At 67.4% G+C, this 26,223-nt stretch carries 24 protein-coding genes; 14 read left to right on the top strand and 10 right to left on the bottom strand.

All coding sequences use genetic code 11. The annotated features are described in order from the left end of the window. Positions 1-18 precede the first annotated feature (18 nt). The gene (locus tag AC07WJ_RS02705) at positions 19-780 is read left to right on the top strand and encodes a glutamine amidotransferase (protein ID WP_494932989.1); all 762 of its coding nucleotides are present in this window, start codon (positions 19-21) and stop codon (positions 778-780) included. A gap of 105 nt (positions 781-885) precedes the next feature. After that, positions 886-1,425, top strand: a complete 540-nt coding sequence (gene thpR, locus AC07WJ_RS02700; RefSeq protein ID WP_494932988.1) for an RNA 2',3'-cyclic phosphodiesterase — start codon at positions 886-888, stop codon at positions 1,423-1,425. Positions 1,426-1,512: 87 nt separating this feature from the next. On the opposite strand, the gene AC07WJ_RS02695 is transcribed toward thpR, so the two are convergent. The 4 genes from AC07WJ_RS02695 to AC07WJ_RS02680 all read right to left on the bottom strand — a co-directional run bounded on the left by AC07WJ_RS02695 (position 1,513) and on the right by AC07WJ_RS02680 (position 5,593). After that, positions 1,513-3,132 (bottom strand): L,D-transpeptidase family protein, encoded by a 1,620-nt coding sequence (locus AC07WJ_RS02695; protein ID WP_494933815.1) that lies wholly within the window; start codon positions 3,130-3,132, stop codon positions 1,513-1,515. A gap of 283 nt (positions 3,133-3,415) precedes the next feature. After that, positions 3,416-4,369 (bottom strand): acetyl-CoA carboxylase carboxyltransferase subunit alpha, encoded by a 954-nt coding sequence (locus AC07WJ_RS02690; RefSeq protein ID WP_494932987.1) that lies wholly within the window; start codon positions 4,367-4,369, stop codon positions 3,416-3,418. Between the two features lie 136 nt (positions 4,370-4,505). Next, complete coding sequence (locus AC07WJ_RS02685; protein WP_494932986.1) at positions 4,506-5,438, bottom strand: site-specific tyrosine recombinase XerD; 933 nt, start codon at positions 5,436-5,438, stop codon at positions 4,506-4,508. A gap of 5 nt (positions 5,439-5,443) precedes the next feature. Further along, positions 5,444-5,593, bottom strand: coding sequence for a histidine kinase (locus AC07WJ_RS02680; RefSeq protein WP_494932985.1), 150 nt, complete (start codon positions 5,591-5,593; stop codon positions 5,444-5,446). Between the two features lie 178 nt (positions 5,594-5,771). On the opposite strand from AC07WJ_RS02680, the gene xth reads away from it, so the two are divergent. The 5 genes from xth (at position 5,772) to AC07WJ_RS02655 (ending at position 9,777) form a co-directional block, all read left to right on the top strand. Then, a complete protein-coding gene (gene xth / locus AC07WJ_RS02675) occupies positions 5,772-6,584 on the top strand; it encodes an exodeoxyribonuclease III (RefSeq protein WP_494932984.1) in 813 nt (270 codons plus the stop codon). 192 nt (positions 6,585-6,776) lie between these two features. Further along, positions 6,777-7,526, top strand: a complete 750-nt coding sequence (locus AC07WJ_RS02670) for an electron transfer flavoprotein subunit beta/FixA family protein (RefSeq protein ID WP_494933814.1) — start codon at positions 6,777-6,779, stop codon at positions 7,524-7,526. Next, positions 7,526-8,470: an electron transfer flavoprotein subunit alpha/FixB family protein gene (locus AC07WJ_RS02665; RefSeq protein WP_494932983.1), complete on the top strand. Its 945-nt coding sequence runs from the start codon at positions 7,526-7,528 to the stop codon at positions 8,468-8,470. Before AC07WJ_RS02670 ends, AC07WJ_RS02665 begins: the two co-directional genes overlap by 1 nt. Before the next feature lie 164 nt (positions 8,471-8,634). Beyond that, positions 8,635-9,510, top strand: coding sequence for a 3-hydroxybutyryl-CoA dehydrogenase (locus AC07WJ_RS02660; RefSeq protein WP_494932982.1), 876 nt, complete (start codon positions 8,635-8,637; stop codon positions 9,508-9,510). An 81-nt stretch (positions 9,511-9,591) separates the two neighbouring features. Beyond that, on the top strand, positions 9,592-9,777 hold the full coding sequence (locus AC07WJ_RS02655; protein WP_494932981.1) for a hypothetical protein: 186 nt from the start codon (positions 9,592-9,594) through the stop codon (positions 9,775-9,777). Between the two features lie 54 nt (positions 9,778-9,831). Here AC07WJ_RS02655 and AC07WJ_RS02650 read toward each other — a convergent pair whose 3' ends face one another. Together AC07WJ_RS02650 and AC07WJ_RS02645 are read right to left on the bottom strand one after the other, a co-directional pair. Further along, positions 9,832-10,701 carry an alpha/beta hydrolase family protein gene (locus tag AC07WJ_RS02650; protein ID WP_494932980.1) on the bottom strand — a complete coding sequence of 290 codons (870 nt, stop codon included), beginning with the start codon at positions 10,699-10,701 and terminating at the stop codon, positions 9,832-9,834. Between the two features lie 41 nt (positions 10,702-10,742). Further along, positions 10,743-15,584, bottom strand: a complete 4,842-nt coding sequence (locus AC07WJ_RS02645) for an NAD-glutamate dehydrogenase (RefSeq protein WP_494932979.1) — start codon at positions 15,582-15,584, stop codon at positions 10,743-10,745. A gap of 181 nt (positions 15,585-15,765) precedes the next feature. On the opposite strand from AC07WJ_RS02645, the gene AC07WJ_RS02640 reads away from it, so the two are divergent. From AC07WJ_RS02640 to AC07WJ_RS02630, 3 genes are all read left to right on the top strand, one after another. Further along, positions 15,766-16,350 (top strand): peroxidase-related enzyme, encoded by a 585-nt coding sequence (locus AC07WJ_RS02640; RefSeq protein WP_494932978.1) that lies wholly within the window; start codon positions 15,766-15,768, stop codon positions 16,348-16,350. Between the two features lie 194 nt (positions 16,351-16,544). Beyond that, positions 16,545-17,219, top strand: coding sequence for an LON peptidase substrate-binding domain-containing protein (locus AC07WJ_RS02635; protein ID WP_494932977.1), 675 nt, complete (start codon positions 16,545-16,547; stop codon positions 17,217-17,219). Between the two features lie 52 nt (positions 17,220-17,271). Next, positions 17,272-17,514: a Trm112 family protein gene (locus AC07WJ_RS02630; protein WP_494932976.1), complete on the top strand. Its 243-nt coding sequence runs from the start codon at positions 17,272-17,274 to the stop codon at positions 17,512-17,514. 12 nt (positions 17,515-17,526) lie between these two features. On the opposite strand, the gene AC07WJ_RS02625 is transcribed toward AC07WJ_RS02630, so the two are convergent. The 3 genes from AC07WJ_RS02625 to fdxA form a co-directional block, all read right to left on the bottom strand. Further along, positions 17,527-18,402 (bottom strand): RNA polymerase factor sigma-32, encoded by an 876-nt coding sequence (locus tag AC07WJ_RS02625; protein WP_494932975.1) that lies wholly within the window; start codon positions 18,400-18,402, stop codon positions 17,527-17,529. Positions 18,403-18,630: 228 nt separating this feature from the next. Then, on the bottom strand, positions 18,631-19,215 hold the full coding sequence (locus tag AC07WJ_RS02620) for a CarD family transcriptional regulator (RefSeq protein WP_494932974.1): 585 nt from the start codon (positions 19,213-19,215) through the stop codon (positions 18,631-18,633). Between the two features lie 416 nt (positions 19,216-19,631). After that, complete coding sequence (fdxA, locus tag AC07WJ_RS02615; RefSeq protein WP_494932973.1) at positions 19,632-19,967, bottom strand: ferredoxin FdxA; 336 nt, start codon at positions 19,965-19,967, stop codon at positions 19,632-19,634. Between the two features lie 154 nt (positions 19,968-20,121). Between fdxA and htpX the strand changes: the two genes are divergently transcribed. Beyond that, positions 20,122-21,051, top strand: coding sequence for a zinc metalloprotease HtpX (gene htpX, locus AC07WJ_RS02610; protein ID WP_494932972.1), 930 nt, complete (start codon positions 20,122-20,124; stop codon positions 21,049-21,051). A gap of 77 nt (positions 21,052-21,128) precedes the next feature. Here htpX and AC07WJ_RS02605 read toward each other — a convergent pair whose 3' ends face one another. Then, on the bottom strand, positions 21,129-22,805 hold the full coding sequence (locus AC07WJ_RS02605) for a methyl-accepting chemotaxis protein (protein ID WP_494932971.1): 1,677 nt from the start codon (positions 22,803-22,805) through the stop codon (positions 21,129-21,131). Between the two features lie 405 nt (positions 22,806-23,210). Here AC07WJ_RS02605 and AC07WJ_RS02600 point away from each other — a divergent pair, with 405 nt between their 5' ends. The 3 genes from AC07WJ_RS02600 to lysA all read left to right on the top strand — a co-directional run bounded on the left by AC07WJ_RS02600 (position 23,211) and on the right by lysA (position 26,194). Beyond that, entirely contained in the window at positions 23,211-24,539 is a 1,329-nt protein-coding gene (locus AC07WJ_RS02600) for an RsmB/NOP family class I SAM-dependent RNA methyltransferase (RefSeq protein WP_494932970.1), read from the top strand. A gap of 68 nt (positions 24,540-24,607) precedes the next feature. Further along, on the top strand, positions 24,608-24,925 hold the full coding sequence (lptM, locus tag AC07WJ_RS02595; protein ID WP_494932969.1) for an LPS translocon maturation chaperone LptM: 318 nt from the start codon (positions 24,608-24,610) through the stop codon (positions 24,923-24,925). Between the two features lie 3 nt (positions 24,926-24,928). After that, positions 24,929-26,194, top strand: coding sequence for a diaminopimelate decarboxylase (gene lysA / locus AC07WJ_RS02590; protein ID WP_494932968.1), 1,266 nt, complete (start codon positions 24,929-24,931; stop codon positions 26,192-26,194). The last annotated feature ends 29 nt before the right edge of the window (positions 26,195-26,223 follow it).

Here is a 26,223-nt window from a genome sequence, read left to right as displayed (position 1 = left end):
CCCTGGTGATTCCGAGCCATGCCCGCGCGTCCGCTTGTTCGTCACGAGCCGAAACTCACTGGCCCCGCGGGCAAGCGTGAGCGCGGCCCGGACACCATGCTGCTGGTGCTGCACCAGGAACAGTCCACCCCGGGCCGGGTCGGCCGCCTGCTGCAGGAACGCGGCTACCGGCTCGATATCCGCCGGCCGCGTTTCGGCGACCCCTTGCCCAAATCGACGCGCCAGTTTGCCGGCGCGGTCATATTCGGCGGCCCGATGAGCGCCAACGACCCCGACGATTTCGTCAAGCGGGAGACCGACTGGATCGGTACGGCGCTGAAGGAGGAACTGCCCTTTCTCGGCATTTGCCTCGGCGCGCAGATGCTGGCCAGGCATCTGGGCGCGCCGGTCTCGACCCACCCGGAAGGCCATGTCGAGGTCGGTTATTATCCGCTGCGGGCGACCGACACCGCCAAGGCGGAACTGCCCTGGCCCGACCATGTCTATCAATGGCATCGCGAGGGTTTCGAGAAACCCTGCGGCGCGGAACTGCTGGCCACCGGCGACTGTTTCAAGAACCAGGCGATCCGCGTCGGCCGGGCCGCCTACGGCATCCAGTTCCATCCGGAAGTGACGCACTGGATGATGTGCCGCTGGACGACCCGGGCGCATGAACGCATGGCCTCGCCCAATGCCAAGAGCCGGCAGGAGCATTTCGACGACCGTTACGCCCATGATCCGGCGGTGCGCATCTGGCTCGATGCTTTCCTGGATCACTGGACCGCATTGAAGGCCGCATGACCGCGTCCGGCCGGCGACCGTCACCAGGGTGACATCGCGGCCGGTCAGCGTCATGCTTCTGGTGGTCCCGGAGCGATTCGGGACCTTGATAGCAGGGAGGTCGCCATGCCCCGCATCTTCACTGGTCTCGAAGTCCCGGAGACCATGGCGGATGACCTGAGCAGGCTCCAGGGCGGATTGGGCGCGGCCCGCTGGATCGACCCCGAGGATTTTCACATCACGCTGCGCTTCATCGGCGATGTCGGCGAACGCGCGGCAAACGACATTGCCGACATGCTCTACGCCGTCCGCAAGCGCACCATCGAGGTGACCTTGACCGGCCTCGGCTCGTTCGGCGGCGACAAGCCGCGCTCGCTCTATATCGCGGTCAAGCAGACCCAGCCGCTGATGGAGCTGCAGGCCGAGCACGAGCGGATCATGCGGCGGGTGGGGCTGGAGCCGGAGACGCGCAAGTTCACGCCCCATGTCAGCCTGGCGCGGCTCGGCCGCAACGCCCGCGCCCGCGACGTCGCCGACTGGATCGCGCTGCGTGGGCTGTTCATGAGCCGGACCTTCCTGGTCCCGCGCTTCGCTCTGTTCTCGGCCAAGGAATCGGTCGGCGGCGGGCCTTACCTGGTCGAAGAGACCTATCCGCTGGCGGCCTAGAGGCGGCGGCTCTCGACAGGGGACGTCCCGCACAAAACCCGACCGGCCGTCGTCCTGCGACGACAGCCCTATCTCATTGATGCCGGCTCAGTTGACCCGGGCGGGCGTCGCCACCGAGGCATGCGGCCGCGGCAGCGGGACCGGCGCACCGCTCGCCGGGGCCTGAGCCGCGGGCGTGGCCTCGGCCGCCGGAGTGGCTTCGGTCGTCGTGCCGGTGCCGATCAGGCGGGTGAACCAGTTGCCGGACGGCTGCGCCGCCGGCGGCGGTTCGGCCGGGGCGAAGGCCGAGACAACCGAGGCCTGCACCGGCGCAGTGCCGGTGCTGCGGGCAATCGTCGTCGTGGTGCGCAGCGGCGACGGCGACGGAACCGGGGCGGCCGCCAGGGTGACCGGCTGTGCCTCGGCACCGGCCGCGGCCGGTGCAGCCGGTGTGGCGGTGGCGACCGCTGTGGCCGTGGCGGGCGCCGCGGCGGGCTCGGCGGAAACCGCCGAACGCGCCGTCACCAGCGTCACCGGCGTGCTCTCCTGGCTCGCCAGCGAGAAGCTCGGCTCGCTCGAGCCGACACGAATGCGCCGGTTGGCGAAACGCTCGGCGAAACGCTGATTGGTGCCGCCGTCGATGCCGGAGCGGGCGGGCGCCGCTTCGATCTGGCCCGCCAGCGCGGCGACCTGCGCCATGTCGCGGGAATTCTTCGCGGTGACCGCATGGCGGATCGCCGGGGGAACGACATAGGCCGGGCAGGCGGATGCCGCCTGGAAGGCCGGGCGCGTCGCCGGATCGTCGCTGACCGCGGTGAAACGGCTGCGCACGCCGCGCGCCGGAATGGTGCGCGCCGCCGGCGCCGCCGTGGTCGTCGACTGGGCGCTGTCGTTCATCGACACCGGCACGGCGGAAGCGGCCGTGGTCGAAACATTGGCACGCGCGGTGCCCGAGGCGCGGGTGCCGGCCCAGGGGTCGGTGCCGATCATTTCACGGGCGCCGCCGGCGACCGAAGCGGTCTGCGCCAGCGAGGAATTCGGCGAGACCGCGTTGAACACATAGCGGCGCTCGCAGACATCGACCTGCGGCTCCTGGCGCGTCACCTCGAAGTGATCGTAGCCTTCCTTCAGGTTGCGCCAGAACGCCATGTTCGGGTTGTTGCGATGACGGGCCAGGTTGCGCGGCGTCATGCGGAACGGATAGGCCTGAACCTGGAACGATTCCTGGCCGCCCTGCAACGCGTCGCGGGCCAGGGCATAGACCTCGGCGATCGCCTCGTCGGTCATGGCGTAGCAGCCGCGCGACGAGCAGTCGCCATGCACCATCAGGTGCGAGCCGCTGCGGCCATAGGCCCGGTCGAAAGTGTTCGGGAAGCCCATGTTGAAGGCGAGGTAATAGTTCGAATTCGGGTTCATCAGGCCCGGCGTGATCGCGTAGAAGCCCTCCGGGGACTGCCGGTCGCCTTCGCGCACCTTGGGGCCGAGATCGCCGGAATAGTTGCAGATCGGATAGACCTTGAAGAGCGCGTAGCGGCCGGTCGCGTCCTTCTTCCAGACCTCGAGCTCGGCTTCCTGCTTGAAGATGCGCATCAGCACCGGGGCGGTGCGGGTCATGCCCTTGGTGTTGAGCTCTTCGAGCACGGCCTGCGACAGGGCGGCGCTGCCACGATTGGGATTGTTGCGCGACAGCGAGGTGTCCTGGCAGGCGGCGAGCGCGAGCGCGACCATCGCCACCGAAGCGAAAAGCCTCAGGCCCTTGACCGGTGATGCCCCCGAGGCGGCTCGAGCCGTCTGACGCAATGCTCTGCTCCCGAACTTGGGCGAAGCCGCCCTTTTACGGTGTCAGTCTGACGCCTGTGATCCTTAAGGGATCCTTAGCCGAGACGGATAGCGTCAACCCGAGGTTACCGCAAGATGCCGAAAATGCGACGGAGGGTTAACGAATTCCACATGAAACGGACATCGTGGCGAACATGCGGCAATGAGCCCGTTCAGGCCGCAATCGCGCCGGTCAGACCGACCGGCCGATCGCGAGGAATTTATCGCGCCTGAGCTTGCGGATATCGTCGGGCGACTGCCCGGCCAATTGCGCCAGCCCCTGCTCGAGGGCGTCGCCGACCCGCAGGATGGCCGCGTCCGGGTCGCGATGGGCACCGCCGACCGGCTCGCTGACGATCTGGTCGATGACGCCGAAGCGCAGCAGGTCCTGCGCGGTGATCTTCATATTGGTCGCGGCGTCCTGGGCCTTGGCGGTGTCGCGCCACAGGATCGAGGCCGCGCCTTCCGGCGAAATGACGCTGTAGATCGAATGCTCCAGCATCATCACCCGGTTGGCCGCGGCAATGGCGATCGCCCCGCCCGAGCCGCCTTCGCCGATGATGACGGCGATATTCGGCACGCCCAGCGACAGGCTGCGATCGGTCGAGCGGGCGATCGCCTCCGCCTGGCCGCGCTCCTCGGCGCCGATGCCCGGATAGGCGCCGGCGGTGTCAACCAGCGAGATCACCGGAATGTCGAAACGCTCGGCGGTTTCCATCAGGCGCACCGCCTTGCGATAGCCCTCCGGACGCGCCATGCCGAAATTGTGCCGGATCCGGGTCTCGGTCGTGTCGCCCCGCTCATGGCCCATGATGCAGATGCTCTGGCCGCGAAACCGGCCGAAGCCGCCAACGATCGCCTCGTCCTCGCCGAACACGCGGTCGCCGGCGAGCGGCGTGAAGTCCTCGATCAGCTTGGCGATATAGTCGAGCGTGTGGGGCCGGGCCGGATGGCGGGCGACCAGCGTCTTCTGCCAGGGCGTGAGCCCGGCATAGAGGTCTTTCAGCGCCAGGTCGGCCTTCTGTTCCAGCTTGGCGACCTCCTCGGTGATCGACACGCCGCCGTCGCGCGCGGCGACCTCGCGCAATTCCTCGACCTTGGATTCGAGCTCGGCGATCGGCTTTTCGAAATCGAGATAGCTACGCATCGGGTATGGATCGGGCCAGGCCTTTGGGGGCGGCCCGAGGGCCGGCGGAGGGCGAGGAAATGCCCCTTGAGGGGGTCGAAAGTCAAGGGAAGACAGTCATCTCATGCCAACGGCGTGAACGATTGGCCCCTTGCCGTCAGTCGTCTTCGGCCAGCGGATGCAGGTCGCGGACGAGCCCGGCGAGGCGCTCGTCGAGCACATGGGTATAGATTTGTGTCGTCGCGATGTCCGCGTGCCCGAGCAATTGCTGCACCGAGCGGAGATCGGCGCCGTTCTGCAGGAGATGGCTGGCGAAGGCGTGGCGCAGCACATGCGGGCTGACCTTGGCGACCGGCAGGCCGGCGGCCGAGGCCACCTGCTTCAACTCCCGTCCGACATATTGCCGGGTGAGATGGCCACTTTCCCCCGACGACGGGAACAGCCATTTCGACGGACCGAGGCCGGCCTCCTCGCGCAGCGCCAGATAGGCCGCCATGGCGTCCTTGGCGGCCTGGTTCAGCGGCACCACCCGTTCCTTGTTGCCCTTGCCGCGCACCACCAGGAAGCGCTGGTCGCGCCGCGCCGCGCCGATCGGCAGGCCGATCAACTCGGAAACGCGCAGGCCGCTGGCGTAGAGCAGTTCGAGCAGGCAGGCCATGCGCGCCGTCCGGAGCCGTTCGCCGACCGGCCGGGTCGCGTCGGCAATGCCCTCCTTGGCCACCGCCAGCAGGCGATCGACCTCGGCGAGCTGAAGCACCTTGGGCAAGGGCCGGCCGCGTTTGGGGCCCTCCAGCACGGCTGCCGGATCCTCCGTCGTCAGGCCCTCGCCATAGAGAAAGCGGTGAAGCTGGCGAACCGCCGAGAGCCGGCGGGCGACCGACGCCGTCTTCAGGCCCCGGCCGGCGCAATCGGCCAGGAAGCCGCGGATCATGTCGGTGGTCGCCGCCTTCGGCCCGACGCCCTCGGTGCCGAGAAAGCCTGAATAGTCGTCGAGATCGCGGCGATAGGCCTCCAGCGTATTGCCGGCGGCGCCGCGCTCGGCCGCCATCATGTCCAGGAACAGGTCGATTTCGGTGGAGCCGCGCGCCATCGATGCTAGCGGCGCGGCTGCAGGCGGTTCGCCGGAATGGTCACGGTCATGTCGCGCGGCTCCGGATCGACCAGATAGGCGAAGGCCAGCATGGCGGCGAAGGTGAGGCCTCCGAGCACGACCATGATGGTCAGGAAACGCATCAATGTCGGCATGACGGCAAGGCTCTCGATGGCGACGCTTTGAGCGATCGAGACTGACCACGAATGATCCTGCGCCGCAAGCCGGACCGAACGGCCGGGGCGGCGAGAAGCCCGTGCATGACCGCCGAAGGCGGCTTCCCGCCGGGCGGCCCGGCCTCTATGGTCCAGCCGCTTCCGCTTCGAGGTCCTGATGCCGCTGACGATCGCCACCTGGAACATCAATTCGGTGCGCCTGCGCATCGACACCGTCGCGCGCTTCGTCGAAGCGTTCCGGCCGGACGTGCTGTGCCTGCAGGAAACCAAATGCATGGACGGCCAGTTCCCGCTCGCCGACGTCAAGAAGATGGGCTTCGACCATGTCGCGATCCACGGCCAGAAGGGCTATCACGGCGTCGCCGTGCTGTCGCGCTACGGCCTCGCCGACATCGACCGGAAGGGTTTCTTCGGCAAGCAGGACGCCCGCCACATCGCGGTGTCGCTCGCCGACGGCCCGGCCGCGGGCACCCGCATCCATAATTTCTACGTGCCCGCCGGCGGCGACGAACCGGATCCGGCGATCAACGAGAAATTCGCCCATAAGCTCGGCTTTCTCGACGAGATGGAGGCCTGGGAGGCGCTGCGCGTCGGCGCCGGATCGTCCAGGGCGATCCTGGTCGGCGACCTCAACATCGCGCCGTTCGAACATGACGTCTGGAGCTCCCGGCAGCTGCGCAACGTGGTTTCCCACACGCCGATCGAGCGTCAGCGGCTGACCGAGGTGGCCAAGGCCGGCGGCTGGGTCGACATGATGCGCGAACTGACGCCGGAGCCGGAGAAGCTCTATACGTGGTGGAGCTATCGCGCCGCCGACTGGGCCGCCGCCAACAAGGGCCGCCGGCTCGACCATGTCTGGCTCAGCCCGGCGCTCGCGGCTGGCATGCGCGGTTTCCAGATCGCCAAGGAGACGCGCGGCTGGGACAAGCCGTCCGACCACGTGCCGGTCATCGCCACGCTGGATCTCTGACGCGATCGCGCACGTGATCTTGGCCACTGCGACGTTGTTTCTGTTGCATCGCATCATCCAAACGCCCTATGGGGCGGAACCGGCCGTTTCGTTGACACCCCGCGGACCCGCTTCTACGGTGCCCGCCCGGCTCGAAAGGCCTAGAAACCGATCATCCGAACGGCAATTGCGCCCGTTTCGGGGAGGGACATGATGAAGATCCTTGTACCCGTGAAACGGGTTGTCGATTACAACGTGAAGATCCGCGTGAAGCCCGATGGCTCCGGGGTCGAATTGGCCAATGTGAAGATGTCGATGAACCCCTTCGACGAAATTGCCGTCGAAGAGGCGCTGCGCCTGAAGGAAAAGGGCGCCGCCACCGAAATCGTCATCGTGTCGATCGGGCCGCAGGGCGCCGCCGAGACGATCCGCACCGGCCTCGCCATGGGCGCCGACCGCGGCATCCACGTGAAGACCGACGCGACCGTCGAGCCGCTGGCCGTGGCCAAGATCCTCAAGGGCGTGATCGGCGAAGAAGCGCCGGGCCTGGTGATCCTCGGCAAGCAGGCGATCGACGACGACGCCAACCAGACCGGCCAGATGCTGGCGGCACTCCTCGGCTGGCCGCAGGGCACCTTCGCCTCGAAGGTCGAGCTGAGCCCCGACAGCGTCGCGGTCACCCGCGAGGTCGACGGCGGCCTGCAGACCGTCAAGCTCAACGTGCCCGCCATCGTCACCACCGATCTTCGCCTGAACGAGCCGCGCTACGCCTCGCTGCCGAACATCATGAAGGCCAAGAAGAAGCCGATCGACGAGAAGTCGCCCGACAGCTACGGCGTCGACGTCGCGCCGCGCCTGAAGGTGCTGAAGACCGTCGAGCCGGGCGGCCGCAAGGCCGGCGTCAAGGTGGCGTCGGTTGCCGAGCTCGTCAGCAAACTCAAGAACGAAGCCGGGGTGCTCTGATGTCGACCCTTCTCCTCGCGGAACACGACAACACGGTCATCAAGGATCCGACCGCCAAGGCGCTGACCGCCGCGGTCGCGCTGGGCGCTCCGGTCACCGTGCTGGTCGCCGGCTCCGGCTGCGCCGCCGCCGGCCAGGCCGCGGCCAAGCTGGCCGGCGTCGCCAAGGTGATCGTCGTCGACAGCCCGGCCTATGCCCATCTCCTGGCCGAGCCGACCGCCGCCCTGATCGTCTCGCTCGCGCCGGCTTATGCCAATATCGTCGCGCCCTCGACCTCGAACGGCAAGAACATCCTGCCGCGCGTCGCCGCCCTGCTCGACGTCATGCAGATCTCCGACATCGTCAAGGTGATCTCGCCCGACACGTTCGAGCGGCCGATCTATGCCGGCAACGCGCTGCAGACCGTGCAGTCGACCGACGCGATCAAGGTCATCACCGTGCGCACCGCCTCGTTCCAGGCGGCGGGCGAAGGCGGCGCGGCCGCGGTCGAGACCGGCGCGGCTTCGTCCGACCCGGCGCTCTCCAGCTTCGTCGGCGAGGAACTCTCCAAGTCCGACCGCCCCGAACTCGGCGCCGCCAAGATCATCATTTCGGGCGGGCGCGCGCTCGGCTCGAAGGAAGCCTTCGCCAAGGTAATCGAGCCGGTCGCCGACAAGCTCGGCGCGGCCATGGGCGCCTCGCGCGCCGCGGTCGATGCCGGCTATGCCCCGAACGACTGGCAGGTCGGCCAGACCGGCAAGGTGGTCGCGCCCGATCTCTATATCGCGGTCGGCATTTCCGGCGCGATCCAGCATCTCGCCGGCATGAAGGACTCGAAGGTCATCGTCGCCATCAACAAGGACGAGGAGGCGCCGATCTTCCAGGTGGCCGACTACGGACTGGTCGGCGATCTCTTCACGCTGCTGCCCGAGCTCGAAAAAGAGCTCGCCGCCATCGGCAAGTGAGACCAAAATGACGGATCGGGCGGGCCGCCGCGCCGGCGGACCCGCCCGATCCGTCAATATGATCCCGATGGCATCGCACGGCAGACCGTCGTAGATATGTCGCGGAGAAGATTTTGTTCGCACCGTTACCCGCTTCGAGAGCGGGTCGGTCACCGGGTGTAGCCATGGACATTCGCAAGATCGGCGTTATCGGCGCCGGCCAGATGGGCAACGGGATCGCGCATGTCGCGGCACTCTCGGGCATCGACGTGGTGCTGCACGATCTGTCGGAAGACCGGATCAGGTCGGGGCTCGCCACCATCAACGGCAATATGAGCCGGCAGCTGTCGAAGAACCTGATCAGCGAGGAGGAGCGTCACAATGCGCTCTCGCGGATCGTCGCCGGTCCGCGGCTGGAGGATTTCGGCGACTGCGACATGGTCATCGAAGCCGCCACCGAAAACGAACAGGTCAAGATCAAGATCTTCCAGTCGGTGATCCCGATGCTGCGGGCCGATGCGATCCTGGCCAGCAACACCTCGTCGATCTCGATCACCCGGCTCGCCTCGACCACCGACCGGCCCGAGCGTTTCATCGGCATCCACTTCATGAACCCGGTGCCGGTGATGCAGCTCGTCGAGCTGATCCGCGGCATCGCCACCGAGGACGACACGTTCGAATCCTCGCGCGCCTTCGTCGCCCGCCTCGGCAAGACCATCGCGGTCGCCGAGGACTTTCCGGCCTTCATCGTCAACCGCATCCTGCTGCCGATGATCAACGAGGCGATCTACACGCTTTACGAAGGCGTTGGATCGGTCGAGGCCATCGACACCGGCATGCGGCTCGGCGCCAATCATCCGATGGGCCCGCTGCAACTCGCCGATTTCATTGGCCTGGATACCTGCCTCTCGGTGATGCAGGTGCTCTACGAGGGCCTTGCCGACAGCAAGTACCGGCCCTGCCCGCTGCTGGTGAAATATGTCGAAGCCGGCTGGCTCGGCCGGAAGACCCAGCGCGGCTTTTACGATTATCGCGGCGAGCGGCCGATTCCGACCCGGTAGGGTCGGATTTTCGCGATGCCCCCAAGCCTTCGTTAAGGCCTGAGGCCTACTCCTTTGCGTCTCATCGCGAAGGATCGCTTGATGTCGACTGACAGTATCGTCGGGGCCATGGTCGGCATGTCCATGGACAAGACCCAGATGGGTATCCAGACCGCCATGGTGCGCCAGCAGGTGCAGGCCGACCAGCAGCTCGTCGATCTGCTCGCGACCAGCGCCAAGGCGGCGCCCGCGCCGGGCACCGGCCTCATCGTCGACAAGACCGCCTGAGCCGGTTCGGCTTTCGCGCGCAGGCCCCGGCCGGCAGCGGCCGTTCGGGCCGTCTCACCGAAACCTGAGAATGAAGCTTTCGACGGCAGGTTCCCACAGCGGCACGCCGCGTGCGTCCGGCAGCAGCGCGTGGCCGTCATGCGCGAAGGCCGGCACTGCGACGAACTCAGCCACGCCACCGGCTTCGACGAAGGCCTGCCGCAGGCGACGCGCCAGCGCCGGGGGGAACGAGCGGTCGTTGTCGCTGTAGAGCCACAGCGTCGGGGTGCGCGCCCGGCGCCCCAGCACGGCCGCGTCGCGCACCAGCTCGTCGATGGCGCAGATGCCGCCAGTCTCGCCAGAGCGGCCGAGCCGGCCGCCGGCGAAATTGACGATGCCCGCCACCGCCGGATGGTTCTCGGCCGCCAGCGCCAGCGCCGCCCAGCCGCCAGTGGACTGGCCGACCACGATCACGCCGGTGCCGCGGACGAAGGCCTGGCCGGTCAGCGCGTCGATCGCCGCGCCGAGATCGGCCGCGTCGGCACGGCCGCCGGCAATATGGTTCGGCCGCCGGCAGGCGAAACGCTCGGCCCGTTCGCCGCCGCTCAGGCCATAGCCGCGCCGGTGCACCACCGCGACCACATAGCCGCGCTCGACGAACCAGTTGACCGCATGGGGATAGACGCCGTGCCGGGGCTCGGCATTGCGGGCCGCTTCGGCCGAGGTGTGGTGCGCCATCACGACGAGCGGCGCCGGCCGGTCGCCCGGCGGCCGGAACACGATGGCCGCGATCGAGCGCCCGTCATCGGCCGGCTGGCCGATGCGCCAGACCTGCTCGCGATGCGGGCCGGTCTCCTGGCCCTCGGGCCGGGCGACCTGGGCCAGCGACACGCGCGCGTCGAGCAGCGCGGCCGCCAGCAGCAGCAGGCCGAAACGTCGGGTCATGGTCCAGGCCTTCGGCCGGGACCAGGCTTCCGCCCGCAACCTCATCCGCGCACGAGGTCGCCGAGCAAGCTTGCCGCCACCGTGGCCTTGGACACGGTCAGCCCCGAGCTGGCGATTTCCGACACGGCCGTGCGGATACGCTCGGCACGCGTGCCGTTGACCGCCATCCAGGCGGCAACCGCCTGTTCGCCGGTCGTCGAGCCGCCATTGACCATGTCGGCGGCGATCCGCCGTTCGGCATTGGCGATGCCGTCAAGGGCCCGGTCGAGCGCCAGCCGGTCGAAATAGTCGGTGACCGTGATGGCGCGTGCCGCGGTCTTGACCGCGTCGAGCCGGAACACCGAGGCCGCGGCGAAGGTGGTCGCCGCCACATCCGCGACCGGCCGGCCGGTCTGGTCGGCGACCGCAACGATGTCGGGGGCCGCCGCCAGGTGGTCGAGGCTCGCCAGGACACCGGCCAGCGGATCCGGCACGCCGGCGGTCTGCAGTTCGGCGGTCCGTGCGGCGCGTGCCGCCGCGGCATCCGGAGGCAGGGCCGTGTCGAGGCTGGCCGCCACCGCCTCGATCCCCGCCCGGTGATGGGCGATGACGTCGGCCAGCCCCTTGGACAGGTCGACATTGCGGATGAACCAGACGACCCGGTCGATCAGCAGGTCCTGGATCGCCGCGTAGAGGTCGAGCTGCAGGCTGCCGGCGATCCGGTTGTCGAGACCGTCGAGCTCGGTGTTGAGCGCCGTCATGCCATAGGCGTCGCGCACCGCGGCGAAGGCCGAGGCGATGGTCGAGACGTCGGCGCCGGTCTGGTCGGCGAGCCGGACCACGAAGGTCGGGCCGCCGCGGTTGATCATCGAGTTGGACAGGCCGGTCGCGATGATCTCGCGGCGCAGCCGGTGGGCGTCGATGGCATCCGGGAAACGCTCCTGGATCGGCCGCGGGAAATAGCGGATCAGCTCGCGCGCCAGATAGGGATCGTCGGGCACGTTCGACGCCAGGAGCTCGTCATAAAGCGAGAGCTTGGCATAGGCGATCAGCACCGCGATCTCGGGCCGCGTCAGCGGATCACCGCGGCGGCGGCGCTCCGCGAGCTCCGCCTCGTCGGGCAGATATTCGACCGCGCGGTCGAGCTTGCCCCGGGTCTCCAGGCTCTGCATCAGCCGCTGCTGGAAGCCGAGATCGCCGAGCCCGCGCTTCTGCGCCAGCGACAGCGCCAGCGTCTGCAGGTAATTGTTGCGCAGCACGAGGTGGCCGACCTCGTCGGTCATCTCGGCGAGCAGGTGATTGCGGTCGTCCTGGCTCAGCCGGCCGTCAGCCTCCGGCCTGGTCAGGGCGATCTTGATATTGACCTCGACGTCGGAGGTATTGACGCCCGCCGAATTGTCGATCGCGTCGGTGTTGAGGCGCACGCCGCGGCGGCCCGCCTCGATGCGGGCCTTCTGGGTCATGCCCAGATTGGCGCCTTCGCCGACCACCTTGGCGCGGATGTCCATGCCAGTGATGCGGATGGCATCGTTGGCGCGATCGCCGACCTGGTCGTCGGTCTCGGCCGTGCCGCGGACATAGGTGCCGATGCCGCCGAACCACAGGAGGTCGACCTGCATCCTCAGGATGGCGTTCATCACCTCCTGCGGCGTCGCCTCCGGCTTGGTGAGGCCGAGCATGACCTGGACATGGGCCGAGAGCTGGATCGACTTGGCCGCGCGCGGGAACACGCCGCCGCCCTCCGAGATCAGGCCCTTGTCATAATCGGCCCAGGACGAGCGCGGCAGGTCGAACAGGCGCTTGCGTTCGGCCCAGGCCTTGGCCGGGTCCGGCTCCGGATCCAGGAAGATGTCGCGGTGATCGAAGGCCGCGACGAGCTTGATGGTCTTTTCGAGCAGCATGCCGTTGCCGAACACGTCGCCCGACATGTCGCCGACGCCGGCCACCGTGAACGGCGTCACCCCGATATCGACGCCGGTTTCGCGGAAATGGCGCTTCACCGCCTCCCAGGCGCCGCGCGCGGTGATCGCCATCTTCTTGTGGTCGTAGCCCTGGCTGCCGCCGGACGCGAAGGCGTCGCCCAGCCAGTGGCCCTTCTCGGCCGACAGCGCGTTGGCGGTATCCGAAAAGGTCGCCGTGCCCTTGTCGGCGGCAACCACCAGATAGGGGTCGTCGCCGTCATGGCGCACGGTATCGGCCGGCGGCACGATGCCGGACGCCTCGATATTGTCGGTCAGCTGCAACAGCGTGCGCACGAAGATGCGATAGGCCTCGGTGCCTTCGGCGAGCCAGGCGTCGCGCTGGGTCACCGGCGGCAGCCGCTTCGGTACGAAGCCGCCCTTGGCACCAACCGGCACGATGACGGCGTTCTTCACCTGCTGCGCCTTGACCAGGCCGAGCACCTCGGTGCGGAAATCCTGCGGCCGGTCCGACCAGCGCAGGCCGCCGCGCGCCACCTTGCCGAAGCGCAGGTGGATGCCCTCGACCCGCGGCGAATAGACGAAGATCTCGTAGAGCGGCTTGGGCGCCGGCAGTCCGTCGATCTTCTTCGATTCGAATTTGATCGCGATCGTCGGCCTGACGCGGCCGTCCTCGCCTATCTGGTAGAAATTGGTGCGGATCGCCGCCTGGACCAGGTTGATGAAGGCCCGCAGGATGCGGTCTTCGTCGAGCGAGGTGACGTGGCCGAGCGCCTCTTCGAGCCGCGCGATGATGTCGAGCTGCTTGGCGTGGCGTTCTTCGATCGACAGGCTGAGCCGCGGATCGAAGCGCAGGTGGAACATCAGCACCACCCCCTTGGTGACGCCGGCATGCTTGCGCAGCGTCGTCCAGAGATAGTCCTGGCTGAACGGCACGCGGATTTGCCACAGCATGCGCGCCAGCGTGCGGATCAGCGCCACGTCGCGCCAGCCGAGGGCCGCCTCCAGCGTCAGCGCGTTGAAGCCGTCGCTTTCGGCCTCGCCGCGCATGACCGCCATCAGGGCCGCGCCCAGCTTTTCGTCGAGCGCTTCGAGATCGATCGGCGCCCCACCCGGCCGGGTCAGCGACATGTCGTGCAGCCAGATGATCTGGGAAGCGCCGCCGCCGGCCGGCATCACTTCGTAGGTGCGCTCGTCGACCACGGCGAAACCCATGGCTTCGAGGATCGGCACGCGTTCCGACAGCGGGATCGGCTTGGCGTGGGCGAACACCTTCAGCCCGGCCTCGGTCTTGTCGGTCGGCACGGAGCGGTAGAAGTCGATCGCCAGAGGCCGCTGGTCGGACAGGCCCTCCAGGATGCGGATGTCGCCGATCGCGGTCTCCGGCGAGACCGCCTCGCGATAGGCCGCCGAGAAGGCGTCGCGGTAGCGACCGACCAGGACGCCGGCTTTCAGGGGATCATGGACCAGGCCGAGCGCTTGGCCAAGCCCGTCGCCCCAGGTCCTGACGATGCGCGAGACCGCCGCCTCGAGGGTTGCCCGGTCGACTTGCGGGGTCGTGCCCTCGTCGCGGCCGATGATGAAATGCACGCGCGTCAGCGAGCCGTCGGGATAATAGGGGTAATAGGCCGATACCCGCCCCTTGAACACCGCGGCGAGATATTGGCCGATCGCCATGCGGGCGGCGGTGTCGTAGCGGTCGCGCGGCACATAGACCAGGATCGAGACGAAACGGTCGAAGCGGTCGGTGCGCGCCAGCACGCGCACCCGCGGCCGTTCGTCGAGCTGCAGCACCGCCATGGCATGGGCGAACAGCGTGGCGTCGTCGATCTGGAACAGCTCGTCGCGCGGATAGCTCTCCAGCACATTGACCAGCGCCTTGCCGGAATGGCTGTCGGGATCGAAGCCACCGCGCGTCAGCACGCGGTCGACCTTGCGCCGGAGATAGGGAATGGTCTTGGCAGAGCGGGTATAGACGGTCGAGGTGAACAGCCCGACCATGCGCACCTCGCCGACCAGCTCACCGCTCCGGTCGAAACGCTTGACGCCGATATAGTCCATGTGGATACGGCGATGGACGCGCGAGCGTACATTGGCCTTGGTGATGATCAGCGGCACCGGCTGCATCAGGAATTCGCGCAGTTCCTGCGTCATGGTCACCAGCTCGGTGCCGCGGCGCAGGATGCGGACGTTCTCGTCGCGCAGGATGCCGAGACCGGAGGTGAATTCCGGCTCCATCTGGCCCTCGGCGACGCCACCGACATAGGAATAGTCGCGCAGGCCCAGGAAGGTGAAATTATTGGCCGCCAGCCATTCCAGGAACTGGATGCCTTCGGCCATTTCGGTGACCGGCAGGACCGGATTGTTCTTCAGGTCGTCGATGACGGCGTCGACCCGGGTGATCATCGGCTTCCAGTCGGCGACGCAGATGCGTACGTCGGCGAGGGTGGCCTCCAGCTCGGCGATCAGCGCGGCGCGGCGCGTCTCGTCGGCGACCCTGACCACGTGGATGTGGATGATGCTTTCGCGCAGCGCCGGCGCATCGGCATGTTCGAGGCCGCGATAGGCGGTCAGCGGCCCCGACGGCTCACGCTCGACCGTGACGATCGGATGCGCGACCAGGCGGATGTCGACGCCCTGCTCGGCCAGCACGCCCATCACCGAATCGACCAGGAACGGCATGTTGTCGTTGACCACCTCGACCACGGTGATCATGCCGACCTGCGAGCCCGGCGACGGCGCGACCGGATCGTCGAGGCGGATGGCGCTTTGCCCGGACAGCCGGTTCGACAGTGCGGCGTAGCTCGCCGCCGCCAGGCTCGCCAGGTCGCGCGCATCATAGGCGATCAGGTCTTCGGGGGCGGCGCGGCCGAACAGATCGGCCACGTAGCTTTCCGGAATGTCGCCGAGGGTCCCGCGCAGGATGATCGTTGCCTGTTCGATGATGCCTGCGGTTCCGCTCGCATCCTCGGTCCGGTTCGTCATGCTGTGCTCCATCGCGGCGCCAGTTGCTTTTGTTCGGTGCCGGGGGTCAGCATGACCACGCGACCGGACCGCCGTAAAGACAATTTCGTCCGCTACCAGCGCCCGGCGGGGTCATGCTACGAGGCTGTGACCGGATCAAGACTTGATCGTCGCGGATCGACCAGACGAACGGGAGAGGGACATGGACGCAACCACAGCCACCGCGGTCGAGGCGCCGATTGCGCTCGATCTGCCCGGTTCGGTGCTCGACGCCGACATGGAAGCCTATTTCCAGAAATGCCGCGACAAGATCGGCTATGTGCCCAACGTGCTGCTGGCCTATTCCCATGATCTCGCCAAGCTCAAGGCCTTCGCGGCCATGTATAACGACCTCATGCTGGCGCCCTCCGGCCTGACCAAGCTCGAGCGCGAGATGATCGCGGTGGCGGTCTCGGCGGTGAACCGCTGCTACTACTGCCTGGTCGCCCACGGCGCCGCGGTGCGCCAGCTCTCCGGCGATCCGGTGCTCGGCGAGCAGATGGTGATGAACTACCGCGCCGCCCGGCTCGATCAGCGCCAGCGCGCCATGCTCGACTTCGCGGTGAAGCTGACCGAGACGCCCTGGGCTGTCGAGGAAGAGGACCGCGAAGGTTTGCGCCACGCCGGCTTCACCGCCCGCGACATCTGGGATATCGCCGCGATCGCCGGCTTCTTCAACATGTCGAACCGGGTTGCGGCCGGCACCGACATGCGGCCGAATGCCGAATACCACGCGAGCGCCCGCTAGGACCCGGGTCGCCGGTTTCCGCGCGTCGCGCCGGCGGCAGCCGACGCGGCGGGGCATTCGCCGCTTCCACCACGCGGACGAATGCCCTAACAGCTGAGCGCGCCGGCCGGCACCCCGCCGGATGGCACTGGCAATTGCCGGCCTCGGCCCTACATTCGGATGAGTACCCCATGCGTCTTCGCGGAGCCCCAGCCATGGCGATGAACACTGTCTATCGCGGGCCGGCCGACCTTCCCGAGGTGATCCCGGTCTTCCCCTTGCCGGGAGCCCTGCTGCTGCCGCGGGGACAATTGCCGCTGAATATCTTCGAGCCGCGCTATCTCGCCATGATCGACGACGCCTTCACCGCCGGACACCGGATCATCGGCATGGTGCAGCCGATCCCGGCGGACGAGGATGCCAAGCGGCCGACCCTCTCCGAGGTCGGCTGCGCCGGGCGCGTCACGCAGATCGCCGAGACCGGCGATGGCCGCTACATGCTGAGCCTGACCGGCATCGCGCGTTTCCGGATCGCGGGCGAACTCGAAGCGATCACCGCCTATCGCCAGGCCAAGGTCGATTTCCAGCCCTATGCCGGCGATTTCGAGCCGCGCGTGGGCGAGGATGCGGTCGACCGCGACGGCCTGTTGAAGGCGCTGCAGGAGTTCCTCGACGCCAACAACATGGAGGCCGACTGGGACGGCATCCGCCGCGCGCCCACCGAGGCGCTGGTCAATGCCCTGTGCATGATGTCGCCCTGGGGTGTACGCGAGAAGCAGGCCCTGCTGGAGGCGCCCGACCTGAAGACCCGCGCGGCGCTGCTGGTGGCGGTCACCGAGGTGGCGCTCGCCAAGGACCAGTCTCCGGACGACAAGCCGCAACTGAACTGAAGCCGCGAGGCCCGGACCGGATCGACGGCCGGCAAGACATGAGCGACGAGACATGAGCGACGATAGCCCCGCAGCCGCCCCGCCTTCCGACCAGCGCACGGCCGTGCCGCCGACGCGGCCGGGAACCGTCGATCCGCGCCTGCTCGAGGTGCTGGTCTGTCCGGTCACCAAGGCAACCCTCGAATATGACGCCGAAGCCAACGAGCTGATCTCGCGCACCGCCCGGCTCGCCTATCCCATCCGCGACGGCATTCCGATCATGCTGCCGGAAGAGGCACGCCCGCTGGCCGACTGATGCCGCCGGCCGTCAGGCCAGCGCCACGGCCGCCTGGCTGTGGCGGTCGATCAGCACCTTGCGCAGCTTCTCCAGCGCCCGGTTCTCGATCTGGCGGACGCGCTCCTTGGAGATGCCCAGCCGATCGCCGAGACTTTCCAGCGTGGCGCCCTCGTCGTTGAGGCGCCGTTCCCGCAGGATGCTCAGTTCGCGTTCGGACAGGACGTCGAGCGCCGCGCGCAGCCAGCGGACCCGCCGCTCGCCGTCGATCGCCTCGCCGACGACCTCGTCGGGCAGCGGTCCCTTGTCGATCAGGAAGTCCATGCGCTCGGTGCCGGCGCTCGTCTCGCCGTCATGGCTCGGTGCATTGAGCGACATTTCCGGGCTGGACAGCCGCGCGTCCATCAGTGCCACGTCGGCCTCGGAAACGCCGACCGCAACCGCGATCTCCCGGTGAATGGCGGTCCGCGCCACGCCGATCTCCATGGTCTGCGACAGGCGCGCGCGCAGCCGGCGCAAATTGAAGAACAGCGCCTTCTGGCTCGACGAGGTGCCGCCGCGGACGATCGACCAGTTGCGCAGGATATAGTCCTGGACCGAGGCGCGGATCCACCAGGTCGCATAGGTCGAGAACCGGACTTCCCGCTCCGGTTCGAACCGCGACGCGGCCTCCAGGAGACCGACATGGCCCTCCTGGATCAGGTCGGCCATCGGCAGCCCATAATGACGGAAGCGCGCGGCCAGCGCGATGACGAGGCGCATATGGGCCTGGGCCAGGCGGTGCAGCGCGACCTCGTCGCGGTCATCCTTCCAGCGCACCGCCAAGGCGTGCTCTTCATCCCGTTCGAGGAATGGTGCCGCCATCGCGGCCCTGGCCAGCCCGCTGCGAACGCCGGACACCCGCGTCATGACGCCTCCCCTGGTCGAACCACACGGCAGGTTGTCCCCGCTCTCATGCTGCTCAGGAGATTTACGTATGCGATATCGCTTGGAATCACCAGTCCTTTGAACGGCTTACAAAATTAATGCGACATTCTGCCGCAAGATGAAGCCGCAATTACTCAGCTCCGGCCGCCTGGCCCCATGAAAAAGCCCGGCACGAGGCCGGGCTTTTTGAATTCTCGGAAGCGGTCGAACTCAGGCCGCTTCGACTTCGCTCTCGTCGGCCTCGTCGACCAGTTCCTCGGCCTTGGCCGCGCCACGGCGCGGTCCCTTGGCGAGCTGAGCCTCGATCTGCTTGATCGCCTCGGCTTCGACGATCCGCTCCACGGCGGCGAGCTCGCGCGCCATCCGGTCGAGCGCCTGTTCGTAGAGCTGGCGCTCCGAATAGGACTGCTCGGGCTGGGTGTCGGAGCGGAACAGATCGCGGACGACCTCGGAAATCGCGATCAGGTCGCCGGAATTGATCTTGGCTTCGTATTCCTGGGCGCGACGTGACCACATTGTCCGCTTGATCCGGGCACGACCCTTGAGCACATCGAGAGCCTTGGTCATCACATCCGGCTCAGCCAGCTTGCGCATGCCGACCTGCGCGATCTTCGCGGTCGGAACACGCAACGTCATCTTGTCCTTCTCGAAGGTGATGACGAAGAGCTCAAGCTTGAAGCCGGCAATATCCTGCTCCTCGATGGACACGATTTGCCCGACCCCGTGGGACGGATAGACGATGTATTCGTTCGTCTTGAAGCCCTGACGGGTCTGCGCGTTCTTTTTGGTGGTCATTCTGCGCCTTACTCCTCGCCGGCCTAGATCTGGCCGCTGGTGACGCCGGACCGTCGGCGGACGACCGCCGGCAGCCGGTCCACGACGCCCGACGGGCTCGTGGTGGTTTGCGCGAAAGGGACGGCCGAACCCCTGAAAAGAGCAGGCCTCAAGTCCCTGACGTCAGCCAATAGTGAAAACGGCATCCCCGGCACGATGAAAACCGCTTGCGCGGACCCCATCGCGACGTTTCATCGGAATTTTCCGAAAAAAGGCGCCCCACAAAAAGGGAGCGCTCCGGCTGAACCGTTGTTTTGATCGACTGTAATAAGACAGTATCACAATTTACGCCGAAATCAAAGGCTTAAGCGAGCGCACTCCGCCAGGGGCCGCAAAACGCACCCTGTTCCGCCGGTAAGACGGTGTTGGAAGTTGGGTCAGTCACCCTGACCCGGTTCGGGTGACAGCAGCGCTTCCTTGTCCGGCTTGCCGTCCCACTCCTTGGCGTCGGCGGGCGACTCGCGCTTCTGCGTGATGTTCGGCCATTTCGAAGCGAAATCGGCATTGATGCCGAGCCACTTCTCAAGCCCTGCCTCGGTATCCGGCTTGATCGCTTCCGCCGGGCATTCCGGTTCGCAGACGCCGCAGTCGATGCACTCGTCCGGGTGGATGACGAGGAAATTCTCCCCCTCATAGAAGCAGTCGACAGGACAAACTTCTACGCAGTCCATGTATTTGCACTTGATGCAATTCTCGGTGACCACATAGGTCATGGACAGGCTCCGGCGGACGGCGATACGCGGACTTGCGGATTACCAGATCAGAACGTTCGTACGCAAGCGAACTGGCGGGCGGCCGGAGGGCAGCCTTGTCCTTTGCGCATCCGCGCACGATCTAATGACCGCTGAACGCCCTGGGGGATTTTATATGAATTACGCCAAGACCGCGATGCTTCTTGCCGCCATGACCGCCCTGTTCATGGGGCTCGGCTACCTCATCGGCGGCCGCACCGGCATGGTGATCGCACTTGGCGTTGCGGCGGCGATGAACTTCTGGAGCTATTGGGGATCGGACCGCGCGGTCCTCTCCATGTATGGCGCGCAGGAGGTCGACCAGCACGCGGCCCCCGACCTCTACGCCATGGTCCATGAGCTGGCCGGCCGGGCCGGATTGCCGATGCCGCGCGTGTTCGTCATCCACGAAGACCAGCCCAATGCCTTTGCCACCGGCCGCAACCCGGCCAATGCCGCGGTCGCGGTCAATACCGGCCTGCTCAACCGGCTGTCGCGCGACGAGGTTGCCGGCGTCATCGCCCATGAACTCGCCCACATCAAGAACCACGATACCTTGACCATGACGATCACCGCGACGCTGGCCGGCGCGGTCTCGATGCTGGCCAACTTCGCCGCCTTCGCCGGCGGCTCCAACGACAACCGCTCGCCCGTCGGCCTGATCGGCTCGATTGCCATGATGATCCTGGCGCCGCTCGCCGCATCGATCGTGCAAATGGCCATTTCGCGGTCGCGCGAATATGAGGCCGACCGCATCGGCGCCGAGATCTCCGGCAACCCGCGCGGACTGGCCTCCGCGCTCGCCAAGATCGCCGGCGCCCATGACGACGCGGTCAACGTCACCGCGGAACGCAACCCGCAAACCGCCCACATGTTCATCATCAACCCGCTGAACGGGCAGCGGATGGACAATCTGTTCTCCACCCATCCCGACACCGGCAATCGCATCGCCGCCCTGGAGGCGCTCGCCGCCCAATGGGGCGTGGCGCATTATTCCGCGCCGGTGCCGCCGGGCCAGGCGGCGCCCTGGGGCAGTTCGCAGCGCCAGCGCGGCCCCTGGGGTTGACGACATGAACATCGGCGGGAGCCTGGTCCGCGAACCAGGCTCCCGCCGCATGACGGATCGGGTCGAAGGCGCGGGGATCAGGCCGCGCGCAGGCTCTTGACGAAATCGGCCACTTCCGTCTTCAGCTCGGCGGCCTTCTCGGTCAGGTTCGACGACAGCCCCATCAGCTGGGTCGAGGCGGCGCCGGTCATTTCGGCGGCCCGGCCGACCCCGTTGATATTGCCGGTGACGGCTTCCGTGCCCTGCGCGGCGCGCTGGGTGTTCGAGGCGATTTCCTGAGTCGCGGCGCCCTGTTCCTCGACCGAACCGGCGACGCTGGTCGAGATCGACCGGATCGAGGCGATGGTGCCGACGATCTTCTCGATCGAGCCGACCGTGCGCGCGGTCGCCTGCTGGATCTCCATGATCTTCGAGCTGATCTCGCTGGTGGCGCGTGCCGTCTGCGCCGCAAGCTGCTTCACTTCGCTGGCCACCACCGCGAAGCCCTTGCCGGCCTCGCCCGCCCTGGCCGCCTCGATCGTGGCGTTCAGCGCCAGCAGATTGGTCTGGCCGGCGATGGTATTGATCAGCTCGATGACCTGGCCGATCTTCTCGGCGGCATCCGACAGGGCACGAATATCGTTTTCGGTGCGCGCGGCTTCGTCCGCCGCGGTATTGGCGATATCGGCCGACTGGTTGACCTTGGACGCGATCTCCTGGACCGAAGCCGCCATTTCCTCGGTCGAGACGGCGACCGTCTGGACGTTCAGCGAGGCGCGCTCGGCCGCGCCGGAGACGGCGGTGGCCTGGCGCGAGGTCTCTTCCGCGGTGGCGGCGAGGTTGCGGGCGGAATCCTCGAGCTCGCTGGAGGATTGGGAGAAGCCCTCGGCCAGGGCGCCGAGCTTGGCCTGGAACGAGTCGGCGATGGCATTGCGCTCGACCACCAGACGCTCGGCCGCCCGCTTCTCGTTCTCCACTTGCTCCTGCCTGAGACGTTCGGTCTCGGCGAGCCCGTCGCGGAACACCTGCAGTGCCCGTGCCATGTCGCCGATTTCGTTCTGCGTCGTCGCATTGGGAATTTCGGTGTCGAGCTTGCCGCCGGCGACCGATTGCATCGCGCCGGTCAGCTTGCCGAGCGGGCGGGTGACGCCGACCAGCACGAAGGCGGCGGCGGCGAGGCCGACGAGAATGCCGAGGCCGAGCAGCAGCAGCGTCTGGAAGCGCGCGCCGTCATAGGTCGCGATGCTCTGGGCATATTGGGTGTCGCTGCCGGTGGCGTTGAATTCGAGCGATTTGTCGGTGGCCGCGACGACCTGGTCGAACAGCTGGACTGCCTCGCCATAGAGCTTGGCGACCTCGTCGGCCTGTCCGCGCCGGGCGGCCTCGACCACCTTGTCAGAATGCGCCTTGTAGCGGGCCCAGGTCGCCTTGATCTGCTCGAACAGCTGACGTTCGGTGGCGTCGGCCAGCATGGTCTCGTAGAGCCGGAAGGTTCCCGCGATATCGCTGACCATCCGCTCGCGGAACTTCTCCAGCTCCGCCGCCTGGGCGCCGTCACGCATGTTCGACAGGCGGAGTTCGGCGACGCGGACCCGCGCCACCTGATATTTGAAAACACCGAGGGTGCGCACGCTCGGCAGCCAGTTGGTCGCCATTTCCTTGACGTCGCTATTGACCGCGGCGAGCTTCGACACCGCCGACCAGCCCTGGATCGCCGAGACACCGATCATCAGCAGCAGGGTTGCGATCAACACCAGTTTCACTGGGACTTTCATGCGAGATGCATCCTTCTTGGCGTCGGGACGGTGGTGATTTCGTCCTGAATAGAGATTTACCGTAAATGCATGGTTAAATTTGAATAACCGCCGTCAATTGGCATGGGTTTATATTTACCCGTCACGTCATAGGGAAATATGCTTATATACAGAAATCATAAGACATTCATGGCCGCAACCGTGGGCCGATGCTGAATTTCGCGCGGTGAAACCGGTGAGGCGGCCGCACCGGTCGGCGCCTGACGCGCCGCGAAACAGTATCGTATTACCGAAGATCAACTTGAAACGGCCAAGTGTATCTCTAGCAAATACGCTCCCAACGGAGGTGTGCGGGTGACGCGGCCCGACCGAGGACCGAAGCCTCGCCCCTTGCCGCCCGGCGGCTGGCCGCCTAAACCCCCCGGCATGACCAAGCGTTCGTTCCGACCGGCGGCCAGGAAGCCGGCCCCACCCCCTGGCCTGGCCAGCCGCAGGCGTGCCTGCGAGCTGATCGAGACGGTCCTCCTGCGTGCTCGTCCGCTCGACGAGGCGCTCGATGAGCCGACCGATCTGGATGCCGTCGACCGCGCGCTCGCCCGCAAGATCGCCGCCACCGCGCTGCGCCGTCTCGGCTCGATCGACCGGGTGTTGCGTGGCCGCCTCGCCAAGGGCCTGCCCGACGGACTGCCCCGGCTGCGGACGGTCCTCGTCGCCGGCGCCTGCCAGATCCTGTTTCTCGATGTCCCCGACTATGCCGCCGTCGACGTCGCCGTGCGCCTGGTCGAGGCCGATCGCAAGGCCAAGGGATTTGTCGGCCTGACCAATGCCGTGTTGCGCGGCATTGCCCGCGACAAGGAGCTGATCCTCAGCGAACTCGATCCGCTGGACGACCTCGCGCCCTGGCTGCGCGAGCGTTGGGCCGCCACCTATGGCGAGGCCACGACGCGCGCCATCGCGCAGATCCAGTCGATCGAGCCGCCGCTCGACCTGACCGTCAAGGCAAGCCCCGAGGCCTGGGCCGAGCGGCTCGGCGGCCATGTGACTCCGACCGGATCGGTCCGCCTGAGCGGCGCCGGCCCGGTCCCTGAGCTCGCCGGTTTCGCCGAAGGCGCCTGGTGGGTCCAGGATGCCGCAGCCGCCCTGCCCGCCCGCCTGCTCGGCGATGTCAGGGGCCTCGCCGTCGCCGATCTCTGCGCGGCGCCCGGCGGCAAGACCGCCCAGCTCGCCGCGGCCGGCGCATCGGTCACCGCCGTCGACCGGTCGGCCAGGCGCCTGGAGCGGCTGAGCCAGAACATGCAGCGGCTCGGCCTCACCGTGACCGTCGTGACCGCCGACGCGCTCGGGCTGACCGGCAGCTACGACGCCGTCCTCCTGGATGCGCCCTGCACCGCCACCGGCACGGTGCGCGGCCATCCGGATGTGATGCACCTGAAGTCCGCCGCCGATGTCGAGGGCCTCGCCCGCATGCAGGCCCGCCTTCTCGACCGGGTCGCCGATCTGCTCCGCCCGGGCGGCCGGGCGATCTACTGCACCTGTTCGCTGGAGCCCGAAGAGGGCGAGCAGCAGATCGCCGCCCTGCTCGCGCGCGAACCCCGGTTGGTCCTCGATCCGATCGATCCCGACGAGTTCCCGGGCCTCGCGCCTTTCGTCGGAGCCGCCGGCATGCTGCGCACCTTGCCCTCGGCCTGGAGCCACCAGGACGACTCGCTCGCCGGCCTCGACGGCTTCTTCGCCGCCCGGTTGATCCGGCGGTGACGGACCCTCTCGCGAACCGCGGGATGATCCGTTATGGTGCGCCCGCTTCGACCCCGAGAGGCCATGCATTGACCGCTTTTCCGTCCCGCCGTACCGCCCTCCTCCTGGTCGTCTCGGGTGCGCTCGCGCTCGGCGCCTGCGGCCGTCGCGGCAATCTCGAGCTGCCGGGCCCGACACCCTCGCCGATCGGCGGCCCGACGCCGCCCAACCTGCCGCCGCGCACCGACACGTCGAGCGATCCGGCCAATCCGCCGCAGCGCCAGCCCGCCGGCCAACCCGCCGGCCAGCTCACCGGTCCCGCCCGGCGCGATTACGACCCCAACCGGCCGGTCGGCCGGACGCCCCTGCTGCCATCGGGCCGCTTCGTCCTCGATCCGCTCTTGTAAGCCATGCACCATTTTGCCTACCTGAACGGCGTCATGCACGCCGAGAACGTCGCACTCGACCGGCTCGCCGACGAGGTGGGCACACCGTTCTATTGCTACGCGACCGCGACGCTCGAGCGCCACTACCGGGTGTTCACCGAGGCCTTTGCCGGGCTCGACTCGCTCGTCTGCTACGCTATGAAGGCCAATTCGAACCAGGCCGTGATCAAGACGCTCGCCCGGCTCGGCGCCGGCATGGACGTGGTCTCCGGCGGCGAATTGAAGCGTGCGCTCGAGGCCGGCGTGCCCGGCCAGCGGATCATGTTCTCCGGCGTCGGCAAGACCCGCGAAGAGCACCGCGCCGCGCTCGAGGCCGGCGTTTTCTGCATCAATGTCGAAAGCGAGCCCGAGGTCGTCCAGCTGTCGGACGTCGCAAGCGGCCTCGGCATGACCGCGCATATCTCGTTCCGGGTCAATCCGGATGTCGACGCCAGGACCCATGCCAAGATCTCGACCGGCAAGAGCGAGAACAAATTCGGCATTCCGATCTCGACCGCGCGCGAGGTCTATGCCCGCTCGGCCCGGCTGCCGGGCATCCGCATTGCCGGCGTCGACATGCATATCGGTTCGCAGATCACCGATCTCGCGCCGTTCAACGACGCCTTCGCCCTGCTCACCGACTTCGTCCGGACACTGCGCGCCGACGGCCATCGCATCGATCACGTCGATGTTGGCGGCGGGCTCGGCATTCCCTACAAGGACGACAACGAGCCCCCGCCCGATCCCGCCCATTACGCCGAAGTGGTCAAGCGCCACACCGCCACGATCGGCGCCAAGGTCATTTTCGAGCCGGGCCGGATGATCGTCGGCAATGCCGGCATCCTGGTCACCCGCGTGCTCTACGTGAAGGAAGGCGAGGGTCGCACTTTCGTGGTGGTCGACGCCGCCATGAACGACCTGATCCGTCCGACGCTTTATGAGGCCTATCACGAGATCAAGCCGGTCATCGAGCCGGCACCGGGCGCGCCACGCCCGAAGGTCGATGTGGTCGGGCCGATCTGCGAGACCGGCGACTATATGGCGCTCGGCCGCAAGCTGCCCGAGGTCAAGGCCGGGGATCTCGTCGCGATCATGTCGGCGGGTGCCTATGGTGCGGTTCAAGCCGGCACCTACAACACCCGCGCCCTGTCGCCCGAGGTGCTGGTCAAGGGCGCCGACTGGGCCGTCGTCAGGCCGCGTGTCGATGTCGACGCGATCATCGCGCTCGACCGGGTGCCGGGCTGGCTCTGATATTGCAGTGCCGAACGGCGGATTGACCC

Source organism: Phreatobacter sp. GW821-FHT04C01, from assembly GCF_059420385.1.
Note: the sequence above shows the minus strand (reverse complement) of the source record. Positions and strands in the feature narration are given on the sequence as shown.

What these genes read in the sequence shown, in the direction of transcription:
- AC07WJ_RS02705 (WP_494932989.1), top strand. Translation starts at nt 19, where the DNA reads ATGCCCGCGCGTCCGCTTGTTCGTCACGAGCCGAAACTCACTGGCCCC.
- thpR (WP_494932988.1), top strand. Translation starts at nt 886, where the DNA reads ATGCCCCGCATCTTCACTGGTCTCGAAGTCCCGGAGACCATGGCGGAT.
- AC07WJ_RS02695 (WP_494933815.1), bottom strand. Translation starts at nt 3,132, where the DNA reads ATGGTCGCGCTCGCGCTCGCCGCCTGCCAGGACACCTCGCTGTCGCGC.
- AC07WJ_RS02690 (WP_494932987.1), bottom strand. Translation starts at nt 4,369, where the DNA reads ATGCGTAGCTATCTCGATTTCGAAAAGCCGATCGCCGAGCTCGAATCC.
- AC07WJ_RS02685 (WP_494932986.1), bottom strand. Translation starts at nt 5,438, where the DNA reads ATGGCGCGCGGCTCCACCGAAATCGACCTGTTCCTGGACATGATGGCG.
- AC07WJ_RS02680 (WP_494932985.1), bottom strand. Translation starts at nt 5,593, where the DNA reads ATGCCGACATTGATGCGTTTCCTGACCATCATGGTCGTGCTCGGAGGC.
- xth (WP_494932984.1), top strand. Translation starts at nt 5,772, where the DNA reads ATGCCGCTGACGATCGCCACCTGGAACATCAATTCGGTGCGCCTGCGC.
- AC07WJ_RS02670 (WP_494933814.1), top strand. Translation starts at nt 6,777, where the DNA reads ATGAAGATCCTTGTACCCGTGAAACGGGTTGTCGATTACAACGTGAAG.
- AC07WJ_RS02665 (WP_494932983.1), top strand. Translation starts at nt 7,526, where the DNA reads ATGTCGACCCTTCTCCTCGCGGAACACGACAACACGGTCATCAAGGAT.
- AC07WJ_RS02660 (WP_494932982.1), top strand. Translation starts at nt 8,635, where the DNA reads ATGGACATTCGCAAGATCGGCGTTATCGGCGCCGGCCAGATGGGCAAC.
- AC07WJ_RS02655 (WP_494932981.1), top strand. Translation starts at nt 9,592, where the DNA reads ATGTCGACTGACAGTATCGTCGGGGCCATGGTCGGCATGTCCATGGAC.
- AC07WJ_RS02650 (WP_494932980.1), bottom strand. Translation starts at nt 10,701, where the DNA reads ATGACCCGACGTTTCGGCCTGCTGCTGCTGGCGGCCGCGCTGCTCGAC.
- AC07WJ_RS02645 (WP_494932979.1), bottom strand. Translation starts at nt 15,584, where the DNA reads ATGACGAACCGGACCGAGGATGCGAGCGGAACCGCAGGCATCATCGAA.
- AC07WJ_RS02640 (WP_494932978.1), top strand. Translation starts at nt 15,766, where the DNA reads ATGGACGCAACCACAGCCACCGCGGTCGAGGCGCCGATTGCGCTCGAT.
- AC07WJ_RS02635 (WP_494932977.1), top strand. Translation starts at nt 16,545, where the DNA reads ATGGCGATGAACACTGTCTATCGCGGGCCGGCCGACCTTCCCGAGGTG.
- AC07WJ_RS02630 (WP_494932976.1), top strand. Translation starts at nt 17,272, where the DNA reads ATGAGCGACGATAGCCCCGCAGCCGCCCCGCCTTCCGACCAGCGCACG.
- AC07WJ_RS02625 (WP_494932975.1), bottom strand. Translation starts at nt 18,402, where the DNA reads ATGACGCGGGTGTCCGGCGTTCGCAGCGGGCTGGCCAGGGCCGCGATG.
- AC07WJ_RS02620 (WP_494932974.1), bottom strand. Translation starts at nt 19,215, where the DNA reads ATGACCACCAAAAAGAACGCGCAGACCCGTCAGGGCTTCAAGACGAAC.
- fdxA (WP_494932973.1), bottom strand. Translation starts at nt 19,967, where the DNA reads ATGACCTATGTGGTCACCGAGAATTGCATCAAGTGCAAATACATGGAC.
- htpX (WP_494932972.1), top strand. Translation starts at nt 20,122, where the DNA reads ATGAATTACGCCAAGACCGCGATGCTTCTTGCCGCCATGACCGCCCTG.
- AC07WJ_RS02605 (WP_494932971.1), bottom strand. Translation starts at nt 22,805, where the DNA reads ATGAAAGTCCCAGTGAAACTGGTGTTGATCGCAACCCTGCTGCTGATG.
- AC07WJ_RS02600 (WP_494932970.1), top strand. Translation starts at nt 23,211, where the DNA reads ATGACCAAGCGTTCGTTCCGACCGGCGGCCAGGAAGCCGGCCCCACCC.
- lysA (WP_494932968.1), top strand. Translation starts at nt 24,929, where the DNA reads ATGCACCATTTTGCCTACCTGAACGGCGTCATGCACGCCGAGAACGTC.